The organism is Paraclostridium bifermentans (assembly GCF_964259345.1).
In the GTDB taxonomy this organism is placed as follows: domain Bacteria; phylum Bacillota; class Clostridia; order Peptostreptococcales; family Peptostreptococcaceae; genus Paraclostridium; species Paraclostridium bifermentans_B.
Genome location: NZ_CAXVJR010000014.1, coordinates 26,626 through 35,943, shown reverse-complemented (window position 1 = coordinate 35,943; position 9,318 = coordinate 26,626). Strand labels below are relative to the sequence as shown.

Sequence of the window (9,318 nt, the reverse complement as noted above, 5' to 3'; positions counted from 1 at the left end):
GGCTTGGTTGTTTGTTGTTTAATTCTTTAAAAAGAATTTTTATAATTAACCTACTGTTTAATTTTCAAAGTTCATTTGTTTGCCCTTTTCTTAAGGACAAGTAATACTATACTATCTTTTAAACAATAAGTCAACACTTTTTAAAAAGTTTTTTTATTTTTTATAAATTCTTTTCATATTCTTTCTTTAATTTTTCTATAATCTTTCTTTCTAGCCTAGATACAGTCATTTGTGATATCTCTAATTCTTTGGCTATAACAGATTGAGTTTTATCTTGGAAAAATCTATCTTTAAATATTTTAACTTCTAATTCATTTAAAGTTTCAATAAATTTATTTATAAAATCCTTATTTTCTATATTTCCAAAGCTAGTTTCTTCTTGTCCAACTTTATCTTTTAGCGTTATTTCTTTATCATCTGAATCATCATTACTAGATGTATCTAGTGACATTGGTTGATATCCATATGAAGCTTCTATGGCCTCTAGAACTTCTTCTTCTGTGCACCCTAAATGATTTGCTATATCTATAGCTTTAGGACTTCTCTTATACTTTTGTTCTAAAAATAATTTAGCTTCACTTATTTTTTTGCTTAATTCCTGTATTCTTCTTGGAACTTTTACTGTCCATACTTTATCTCTAAAGTATTTTTTTATTTCACCTATTATTGTCGGTGTAGCGAAACTTGAAAACTCATATCCTTTTTCTATATCATATCTATCTATAGCATATATTAGTGCTAATGATGCAACTTGGTATATATCATCATATTCAACACCTTTGTTTATATACTTTTTAGCTAATATATTAGCTAAATACATATGTCTTTCTATAAGAATATTTCTTATTTCTACATTTTTCTCCTTGCTATATATATTAAACAATTCTTTAGTTTCCATATCCATATAGCTTGTAGCATTAGCTACATTCCTCATTAAATACCAACTCCTAAATATTTAGTCATTTTAACTCTTGTCCCCTCAGTACTATTAGATGTAGTGCTAACTTCATCCATTAGTGTCTTTATTATAAATAATCCTAATCCACTTTCTTTAGGGTTTGTTAAATCTGGCTCTTGTAATGACTCAACGTCATATCCTGTTCCTCTATCCTCAACTTCTATAGTTATTGCATTATCTAACACTGAAAATTGAACTAAAAACTTTTCATCTAAACTATGTTTTATTGCATTTGTACATGCCTCTGATACTGCTACCTTTATATCTTCTATATCATCTAAAGAAAAACCTATTTTATTTGCTATCCCAGAAACTGTTAATCTTATGATGCTTACATATTCTGGATTAGCTGTAACTTCCATTTTTATCGTTTCTAAAGCCAAAACTTATCCCTCCACTTTAAATATTTTATCTAAACCTGTTATGCTAAATATTTTTTTTACATTTTTTCTAGCATTTAATATATATATATCCTTTTCATTTATTTTTAATCTCTTAAGAACTCCTATAAGTGCTCCTAAACCTGTTGAATCTATGTACTCTAAGTTAGAAAAATCTATTTTCATATCTACAGCTTGCTCTTCTACTAAGCCATTTAAGTGTTCTTTTACTTTATCCGCTGCTGCTACATCTAACTCTCCATTGATTCCTACATTCCAAAAATTATCATCTAGTCTTGATTCTATATTTACAGACATAACTGTACCTCCTTGATTACTTTCTAAAAAACTTAAATACTTTTGTTACATTGCTTACTCCACTAGCTAAGCTAACAATATCTTCTGTACTTTTTGTGATTGCTGCAACATTTTCTATAGTTTCATGTATGTGTCTTTCATTATAATCTACTATTTTGTATGCTTTTTCAACAACTTTTGTCGTACTATTTATTAGTTTGGCTAAGTATATTGCAATTATTAAGACTGATACACCAAATAAAACTGCGCCTATTTGCCATCCCAATGCATCCATTATATACTATCTCCCTCTTCATCAAAAGTCTTACTTATTATTATCTCATCTTCAACTATGTTTATATCATTGATATCACAGTCGTCAACTATATTGTTAATTTTATCTTTCACATTTTGTATTGTTCCATCTAAAACTTCTCTTGGATTTTCTTTTATTTCATCCATTTTTTCTTTAGCTTCTTTTCTTAGTTCTGATCCCTTTTTAGGCGCTAAGAATAAACCTAATAAAAACCCTATTATTGAACCTAGTAAAAAATATCTACCTTTATTCTTACTCATAAAATATATCTCCTTTCTTATTCCTATAAACATTATATATATAATTATACAAAAAGAATAGGGTTATTATACCCTATTCTTCTGCCTCTATCTTAGCAATTGAAACTACATTTACTTCGTCGTCAGTCTTCATCAGTTTAACACCACTAGTTACTCTTCCGAATAAAGATATTTCATTTACCCTAAGTCTTATTAATACACCATTTGAGTTTATTATCATCATCTCATCATCTTCACTTACCATTTGAGCTCCGACAATTTCTCCTGTTTTATCTGTTATATTATAAGTCTTTATACCTTTTCCAGCTCTTATTTGAGCTCTATATTCTTCAATAGATGTTCTTTTTCCAAATCCATTTCCACTAACAACTAATAATTCAGTACCTTCGCTGCAAAGATTCATAGATACAACTTTATCATTTTTATTTAAAGAAATACCTTTTACACCCATAGCAGTTCTACCCATATGTCTTATATCATTTTCATCAAATCTTATAGACATACCATCTTTTGTAACTAATATAACTTCTTCTTCTCCATTAGTTACTCTAACTCCAATAAGTTCATCATCTTCTCTTAAACCTATTGCTATTAGCCCTGACTTATTTATGTTTTTAAATTCTTCACGCTTAGTCTTTTTAACTATTCCGTTTTTAGTAGATAATAATAAGTATTGCTCTTCAGTAGAATCATCTATAGATATCATAGTAGCTATTTTTTCATCACTATTTAGTTGTAGTAGGTTTACTATAGCAGTACCTTTAGCTTGTCTCTTAGCTTCTGGTATTTCATATGCATTTAATCTATAAACTCTACCTTTGTTTGTGAAGAATAATAATCTACTATGTGTATGAGTAGTTATCAACTCTTTTATGAAATCTTCTTCTCTTGTAGTAAGTGCTGATATACCTCTTCCACCTCTATTTTGACTCTTATAAGTGTCTATAGGCATTCTCTTTATATATCCGAAGTGAGTAAGAGTTACAGCAACCTCTTCATTTTCTATAAGGTCTCTCATGTCTATCTCGCCTTCAGCATGTCTTATTTCTGTTCTTCTTTCATCAGCATAATTCTCTTTTATTATTGTTAGTTCTTGTTTTATAACATTCATAAGTAATCTTTCGTTACTTAATATTTCTCTTAATCTATTTATTTTCTTTAAAAGTTCTTCATATTCAGCTTCAATCTTATCTCTTTCTAATCCTGTAAGTCTTTGTAGCCTCATATCAAGTATAGCTTGAGATTGTATTTCTGAAAGATTGAATCTATTCATTAATCCATCCTTAGCTTCTTGAGTAGTCTTAGAAGCTCTTATAAGTTTTATAACTTCATCTAGGTTATCTAATGCTATTCTTAATCCTTCTAATACATGAGCTCTTGCTTCTGCTTTATTTAAATCAAACTTAGTTCTTCTTGTAACTACATCTTTTTGATGTTTTACATAGTAATATAATACTTGCTTTAAGTTTAATACTTTAGGTTCTCCATTAACTAAAGCTAGCATTATTACACTGAAAGTATCTTCCATTTGTGAATGTTTATATAACTTATTTAATACTATATTTGCATTAGCATCTCTCTTAAGCTCTATAACTATTCTCATACCATTTCTGTTACTCTCATCTCTTAGGTCTGATATACCTTCTACTTTTTTATCTTTAACTAGTTCAGCTATCTTCTCAACTAATTTAGCCTTATTTACTTGATATGGTATTTCAGTAACAACTATCTGTTGCTTTCCTTTTGCTAACTCTTCTATGTAAGCTCTAGCTCTAACTTTAACTCTTCCTCTACCTGTTCTATATGCTTCAGCTATATTTTCTTTACCCATTATTATAGCTGCTGTAGGGAAGTCTGGTCCTTGTATAAATTGTATTAAATCTTCTACACTGCACTCCTCATTATCTATAAGGTGTATAGTTGCATCTATTACTTCTCCTAAATTGTGAGGTGGTATAGATGTCGCCATACCTACGGCTATACCATTAGATCCATTAACTAATAAGTTAGGGAACCTTGATGGTAATACTAATGGCTCTTTTAGCGATTCGTCAAAGTTTGGTCCATAGTCTACAGTTTCTTTGTCTATATCTCTTAATAATTCAAGAGCTAACTTACTCATTCTTGCCTCTGTATAACGCATTGCGGCTGGAGAGTCTCCATCTATAGATCCAAAGTTACCATGACCATCAACTAGAAGTCCTCTAGTTGAGAAATCTTGCGCCATTCTTACCATTGCTAGGTAAACAGCACTATCTCCATGTGGATGATACTTTCCTAGAACGTCCCCGACAATACGAGCAGACTTTCTGTACGGCTTATCAGGAGTTAAGTTTAACTCATTCATTGAGTATAATATTCTTCTATGAACTGGTTTAAGTCCATCTCTTACATCAGGAAGAGCACGTCCAGCTATAACACTCATCGCATAATCAATATACGAATTTTTCATCTCTTCGCCTATTTCAATAGGGAGTATTCTATTATTTTCTTCCATTGATACTTATCCCCTCTCCTATATATCTAAGTTTCTAACGTATCTTGCATTTTCTTCTATAAATTCTTTTCTTGGAGCTACTTTATCACCCATAAGCATAGAGAATACCTCATCTGCTATAGATGCATCTTCTATTGATACTTGTAATAAAGTTCTTGTTTCAGGATTCATAGTTGTTTCCCAAAGTTGTTCTGCGTTCATCTCTCCAAGACCTTTGTATCTTTGAAGTTCTACTCCAGTTCTTCCAAGTTGCTCTAATAAAACATTTAACTCTTTATCTGAGTAAACATAATGTTCTTTCTTTTGTTTTTTAACTTTGTATAGAGGTGGTTGAGCTATATACACATATCCATTCTCTATTAAAGGTCTCATATATCTAAAGAAGAATGTAAGTAGTAAAGTTCTAATGTGAGCACCATCTACGTCGGCATCGGTCATTATTACTATTTTATGGTATCTAACTTTTTCTAAATCAAAGTCATCCCCTACACTACATCCAAATGCTGTTATCATATTTCTTATTTCGTCTGAAGATAATATCTTATCTAATCTAGACTTCTCGACATTAAGTATTTTACCTCTTAATGGTAATATAGCTTGAGAGTGTCTATCTCTACCTTGCTTAGCAGAACCACCGGCAGAATCCCCTTCGACTAAGAATATTTCACTTTTTTCAGGATCCTTTTCAGCACAATCGGCTAACTTACCTGGTAAAGACGTACTTTCAAGTACACTCTTTCTTCTTGTTAACTCTCTTGCTTTTTTAGCTGCTTCTCTCGCTCTTTGAGCTCTTAAAGCTTTATCTACTATAATTCTAGCAGTTGTTGGATTTTCTTCTAAGAATGAACCTATTTCTTCTACAGTTACGCTATCTACGACACCTCTCATAGCAGTGTTTCCTAATTTAGTCTTAGTTTGTCCTTCAAATTGAGGTTCTGGAAGCTTAACAGAAACAACAGCTGTAAGTCCTTCTCTTATATCTTCTCCTAAAAGATTTGAATCTTTTTCTTTTAGTATATTATTCTTTCTAGAATATTCATTTACAACTTTAGTCATAGCTGTCTTAAATCCACTTAGATGAGTACCACCTTCATGTGTATTTATATTATTAGCGAAAGAATATATGTTCTCTGTATATCCATCAGTATATTGTAAAGCGACTTCTACCATATAGTCCTTTACTTTTTTCTCTATATACACTATATCATCATGAATTCCTGTTTTTGTTTTATTTAGATGCTTAACAAATTCTCTTAAGCCACCCTCATAATGGAATTTTTTTATTTTTTCTTTTTCTTCTCTCTTATCTTCTAGAACAATATTAACACCTTTATTTAAGAATGCTAATTCTCTTAATCTATGCTCTAATGTCTCGTACTTATATTCAACTTCGTCAAATATAGTAGCATCTGGTTTGAAAGTTATTGTAGTTCCTGTTATTTTAGTTTCTCCAACAACTTTTATCTCTGAAGTTGCAACTCCTTTTTCATATCTTTGGCTATAGATTTTTCCACCATGGTGAACTTCTGCAACTAACCACTCTGATAATGCGTTAACTACAGAAATACCTACTCCGTGAAGACCTCCAGAAACTTTATAGCCTCCACCACCAAATTTTCCTCCAGCATGAAGTACTGTTAAAACTGTTTCTAGTGTTGATTTCCCAGTCTTAGGATGAACTTCTACTGGAATACCTCTACCATTATCTCTTACTAATATGCTTCCATCTTCATTTATAGAAACATATATGTCTGAACAATATCCAGCTAGAGCTTCGTCTATACTGTTATCCACGACTTCATAAACTAAATGATGTAACCCTCTAGGTCCAGTAGAACCTATATACATACCTGGTCTTTTTCTAACAGGTTCTAGTCCTTCTAGCACCTGTATCTGACTTGCACCATATTCTTGTTTCATCTAGTTCCCTCCATTCTCTATACTAATTACATTTCCTTTTTCAATATTGAAAATAGTAGTATTCTCACTATCAAATATTTTTTTATGAGAAGCTTCTGCTGTTGTTATAAACATTTGAACTTTATCTAGATTATCTACTAATAGCTTTTGTCTTGTCTCATCTAATTCACTAAAAATATCGTCTAATAATAAAATAGGATACTCTCCTACTTCATTATTTATTAATTCTATTTCTGAAAGTTTTAATGAAATAGAAGCTGTTCTTTGTTGACCCTGTGATCCATAAAGTCTCACATCTAAATCATTTATGCATATTAATAAATCATCTTTATGGATTCCATATCTTGTAGTTCTAGTTTCTATATCATGCTGACGACCTTCTACGAGCTTCGTCATAAACTTTTCATAAGCTGATTCAATTGTATCCTCATCAGTAATATTTATCTGATTTTTATACTTTATTGATAAATCTTCTAACTCATTTGTAAGTTTTTTATGCATTTTACTAGATATAGAAGCAATTTTTTTGATAAAGTCTCTTCTCAGTATATATATATAACTTCCGTATCTTGCTAAACTTTCATCATAAACTTCAACTAAGTTTATATCTACATAATTACTTTTTAATAATTTATTTCGTTGAAATAAAATTTTATTATAATTTGTAAGATAATTGAAATACTTAGGAGTAATTTGGCTTATCTCTTTATCAATAAATACCCTTCGTTCTTTAGGTCCTTCTTTTACTAACCTTAAATCCTCAGGAGAGAAAATAACAACGTTTAGATTTCCTAATAATTCATATAGTTTTTCTATATTTATTTTATTAATTTTTATTCCTTTTTTGTTATTTTTGCCAATTCCTATTTCTATTAGACTATTCCTGTCATGTTTTATAAAGTTTCCACCTATGTATAAATTTTCACATCCAAATTTAATCATTTCTTTATCTTTATTTGTTCTAAAAGATTTTCCAAATGACAATAAATATATGGCTTCTACAATATTTGTTTTTCCTTGTCCATTTTTACCTATGAGTAAATTTATTTTGGGGTTAAACTCTAAATACAAAGCTTCATAGTTTCTAAAGTTGATTAAATTTATTCCTTTTAAATACACAAAGGGCACCCCTTTTATAGTATCTTTATTTTATTACCTTCTACATCTATAACATCATTAGATCTTAATTTTTTACCTCTTCTAGTTTCTATTTCTCCGTTAACCTTAACTAGACCTTCTTGTATTAAGAATTTAGCATGTCCACCTGTAGATGCTATATCTGCTAATTTCAAAAATTGATCTAATTTTATGAATTCAGAATCTATAGTGATTTCAATCATTTATCTTCCTCCTTTTATTATATCAAATATATATTAAATAAATTTCTTATACTCTCTTATTAATTGTTAACATATATTTAAAAATATATTATATCATAAAAACCCAACTTTTTCAGTTGGGTTTACTTTTTAATTATATATTAGATGATATTCTTACAGGAAGTAGCAAGTAAGTATATTTAGTTCCATCTGTTGGCTTTATAATACATGGATTAACATTTGTTGTAAATTCTATAAATATTTCTTCACTATCTATTACTTTTAACGCATCTAAGAAATATCTAGAGTTAAATGCTATATCTAAATAATCACCTTCTAATTCTATTCCTACTTCTTCATAGACATTTCCTCTTTCAGTGTTTGATGTTATAGCCATTGAATTATCTCTAATTGATAGTTTTATTAAATTGTTTTTCTCTGATTGAGATAATAAAGATGCTCTTTCTATACTGTTTAATAATTCCTTAGTATTAACTTTTGCTCTTACTCCATACTCTCTTGGAAGTAGTTTCTTATAATCTATAAATTCACCTTCTAATAATCTAGTTATAATCTTAGTTTCATTGATTATAAATATTGCATTTTTTTCATCAAATCCTATTTTTATAGAATCATCTTCAGATGAAAGTAATCCATTTACATCATGAAGTGTTTTTCCTGGAATTATAACTTTTATATCATCAGTTACATTTTCTATAGAGCTAGCTCTTACAGCTAATCTATATCCATCGATTGCAACTAAGCTTATATTTCCATTTACAATTTCAAGTAATTCCCCCATTAATATTGGTTTTGTTTGATCTTGAGAGATTGCAAATACTGTTTGCTTGATCATATTTTTAAGTAAATCTTGAGGTATATCATATAGTTCATTTTTGTTTACCTCTGGAAGTCTTGGATACTCAGTTGCTGAATCTCCCTTTATTTTAAATCTTGAATTTAAACAATTTATGTATACATTGTTATCTGAATCTGTTTCTATTTCAACAAATGTATCTGGTAACTTTCTTATAATATCCCCAAAAAGACGAGCATTTATTACTATTTCTCCCTCTTCTATAACCTCTGCTTGTGCATAAGTATCAATACCTATTTCTAAATCATATCCAGTTAAGGTAACAATTTCATTTTTAGCTGTTAATAAAATACCTTTTAAAAGTTCTAATGTAGTTTTTCCATTAATAGCTTTTTGTACAATTCCTATTTTATGTGCAAGTACTTTTTGATTACAAATTATCTTCATTGTGGATAACCTCCTTAAGTGATTATATACAAAAATAAATTAAAAAAATTAGTAGTAATAATAGTAGGTGCTGTTGATAATGTGGATAACCATCTCAATCAAAATAA

At 29.4% G+C, this 9,318-nt stretch carries 10 protein-coding genes; all 10 read right to left on the bottom strand.

What is annotated here, in order from left to right:
* Positions 1-160: 160 nt before the first annotated feature.
* The 10 genes from ACEXNK_RS17185 to dnaN all read right to left on the bottom strand — a co-directional run bounded on the left by ACEXNK_RS17185 (position 161) and on the right by dnaN (position 9,211).
* Positions 161-934, bottom strand: coding sequence for a SigB/SigF/SigG family RNA polymerase sigma factor (locus ACEXNK_RS17185; protein WP_373600178.1), 774 nt, complete (start codon positions 932-934; stop codon positions 161-163).
* Positions 934-1,341, bottom strand: coding sequence for an ATP-binding protein (locus ACEXNK_RS17180; RefSeq protein ID WP_373600177.1), 408 nt, complete (start codon positions 1,339-1,341; stop codon positions 934-936). The genes ACEXNK_RS17185 and ACEXNK_RS17180 overlap by 1 nt, the downstream gene beginning before the upstream one ends.
* A gap of 3 nt (positions 1,342-1,344) precedes the next feature.
* On the bottom strand, positions 1,345-1,656 hold the full coding sequence (locus ACEXNK_RS17175; RefSeq protein WP_373600176.1) for an STAS domain-containing protein: 312 nt from the start codon (positions 1,654-1,656) through the stop codon (positions 1,345-1,347).
* A gap of 16 nt (positions 1,657-1,672) precedes the next feature.
* Positions 1,673-1,930, bottom strand: coding sequence for a DUF948 domain-containing protein (locus ACEXNK_RS17170; RefSeq protein WP_373600175.1), 258 nt, complete (start codon positions 1,928-1,930; stop codon positions 1,673-1,675).
* Positions 1,930-2,211, bottom strand: coding sequence for a YtxH domain-containing protein (locus tag ACEXNK_RS17165; protein ID WP_373600174.1), 282 nt, complete (start codon positions 2,209-2,211; stop codon positions 1,930-1,932). Before ACEXNK_RS17165 ends, ACEXNK_RS17170 begins: the two co-directional genes overlap by 1 nt.
* Positions 2,212-2,284: 73 nt before the next feature.
* Positions 2,285-4,708 (bottom strand): DNA gyrase subunit A, encoded by a 2,424-nt coding sequence (gene gyrA, locus ACEXNK_RS17160; RefSeq protein ID WP_373600173.1) that lies wholly within the window; start codon positions 4,706-4,708, stop codon positions 2,285-2,287.
* An 18-nt stretch (positions 4,709-4,726) separates the two neighbouring features.
* On the bottom strand, positions 4,727-6,628 hold the full coding sequence (gene gyrB, locus ACEXNK_RS17155; RefSeq protein WP_373600172.1) for a DNA topoisomerase (ATP-hydrolyzing) subunit B: 1,902 nt from the start codon (positions 6,626-6,628) through the stop codon (positions 4,727-4,729).
* Positions 6,629-7,747 (bottom strand): DNA replication/repair protein RecF, encoded by a 1,119-nt coding sequence (recF, locus tag ACEXNK_RS17150; protein ID WP_373600171.1) that lies wholly within the window; start codon positions 7,745-7,747, stop codon positions 6,629-6,631.
* A 14-nt stretch (positions 7,748-7,761) separates the two neighbouring features.
* Entirely contained in the window at positions 7,762-7,968 is a 207-nt protein-coding gene (yaaA, locus tag ACEXNK_RS17145) for a S4 domain-containing protein YaaA (protein WP_373600170.1), read from the bottom strand.
* A gap of 133 nt (positions 7,969-8,101) precedes the next feature.
* Positions 8,102-9,211 (bottom strand): DNA polymerase III subunit beta, encoded by a 1,110-nt coding sequence (gene dnaN / locus ACEXNK_RS17140; RefSeq protein WP_373600169.1) that lies wholly within the window; start codon positions 9,209-9,211, stop codon positions 8,102-8,104.
* Positions 9,212-9,318 lie beyond the last annotated feature (107 nt).

Bases quoted from the DNA above. Each gene is read 5' to 3' on its own strand.
- gyrA (WP_373600173.1), bottom strand. From the start codon at position 4,708: ATGGAAGAAAATAATAGAATACTCCCTATTGAAATAGGCGAAGAGATG.
- ACEXNK_RS17170 (WP_373600175.1), bottom strand. From the start codon at position 1,930: ATGGATGCATTGGGATGGCAAATAGGCGCAGTTTTATTTGGTGTATCA.
- gyrB (WP_373600172.1), bottom strand. From the start codon at position 6,628: ATGAAACAAGAATATGGTGCAAGTCAGATACAGGTGCTAGAAGGACTA.
- dnaN (WP_373600169.1), bottom strand. From the start codon at position 9,211: ATGAAGATAATTTGTAATCAAAAAGTACTTGCACATAAAATAGGAATT.
- ACEXNK_RS17175 (WP_373600176.1), bottom strand. From the start codon at position 1,656: ATGTCTGTAAATATAGAATCAAGACTAGATGATAATTTTTGGAATGTA.
- yaaA (WP_373600170.1), bottom strand. From the start codon at position 7,968: ATGATTGAAATCACTATAGATTCTGAATTCATAAAATTAGATCAATTT.
- ACEXNK_RS17165 (WP_373600174.1), bottom strand. From the start codon at position 2,211: ATGAGTAAGAATAAAGGTAGATATTTTTTACTAGGTTCAATAATAGGG.
- ACEXNK_RS17185 (WP_373600178.1), bottom strand. From the start codon at position 934: ATGAGGAATGTAGCTAATGCTACAAGCTATATGGATATGGAAACTAAA.